Source organism: Pseudoduganella sp. RAF53_2, from assembly GCF_052113985.1.
Classification (GTDB): Bacteria; Pseudomonadota; Gammaproteobacteria; order Burkholderiales; family Burkholderiaceae_D; genus Rugamonas.
The window spans coordinates 1-1205 of sequence record NZ_JBFRDW010001037.1; the positions used below are offsets into that span (position 1 = coordinate 1).

General features: G+C 62.8%; 2 protein-coding genes. Both read left to right on the forward strand.

The genetic code is table 11. The features are described 5' to 3' along the window. Nucleotides 1-920 (forward strand): arylsulfotransferase family protein (locus tag AB4Z11_RS32115; protein WP_442030284.1); only part of this gene is annotated, 920 nt, incomplete at its 5' end. 82 nt (nt 921-1002) lie between these two features. After that, nucleotides 1003-1205: hypothetical protein (locus tag AB4Z11_RS32120; protein ID WP_442030286.1), on the forward strand; the 203-nt coding region annotated here is incomplete at its 3' end.

The following is a 1205-nucleotide window of genomic DNA, read 5'->3' on the forward strand; positions in this document are numbered from 1 at the left end:
CGCTGGTGCTGGCGAACCTGGTGCACCCGGTGCCGGGCTTCACCGCGCCGCAAGTGCTGGACGATGTGATTTACGAGGTCACCCCTTCCGGCAGCATCGCCTGGCAATGGGTCGCTTCGGAGCACTTGAACGAGCTCGGGTTCTCGCCGGAGTCGCTGAAGCTGGTGCTTGCCGCGAAACCGCGCAACGGTGCGCAGGCTGTGGACTACCTGCATATCAATAATATGGCAGTGCTGGGGGCGAACAAATGGCATGCGCAAGGCGATGCGCGCTTCCACCCGAATAACATCATCATTTCTTCGCGCGAATCCAACATCATCGCCATCATCGATCGCAAGACGGGCAAAGTGGCATGGACGCTGGGTCCGGATTTCCCTGCCATCGCGGGCGCCCACGTGCCGCGGGCCGTGGACCAGATCATCGGCCCGCATGACGCCCACCTGATTGCCGAAGGCTTGCCCGGCGCAGGCAACCTGCTGGTGTTCGATAACCAGGGCGAAGCGGGTTATCCGCGCGTCTCGCCCGGCATTTTTCCCCATTCGCGGGTGTTGGAGATCGATCCTGTTCGCAAGCAGATTGTGTGGCAATACACGGCCGCCAACTCGGCACAGACGCTGTGGAGTTTTTATAGTGCCTTCATCAGCAGCGCGCGCCGCCTGCCGAACGGGAATACGCTGATCGATGAAGGCATGAACGGACGCTTCTTCCAGGTGACGCAGCAAGGCGACATCGTGTGGGAATACGTCAGTCCTTATTTCGGTTCCTCGCCCGTTGGCGGGGAAGGCGGCCCGGTGCTGACCAACTGGGTCTATCGTGCGCTGCCGGTACCTTACAACTGGGTGCCACCTGAAACACCTCGCTCGGAAAAACCCGTGGCTGCCCACAACGCGGCCACGGAGCACCTCGTCGCCAGACCCTGAGACGACCCACATCCATGCATATCTCGCAGCGCCCGGCCACAGGGCAGGCGCTGCTTCGCCAAAAAAACAGTAGGGGAAAACTTTGTTCAAGCAAACCGCCATTGCCCTGGCAGTGCTGGTGCTGGCCGCTGACGCGCGTGCCGCAGGCGCTGCCAACGACACATCAGCAGCCAGCGCCGATGCACCTGCCGCCACTGCCGGCGCCACCGATGCCGTCGACCCGGGCGCAGCGCCCGATGCCGGCGATCCCGCTTTCGCGGGCGCAGTACAGACCGTCCTTGTGAC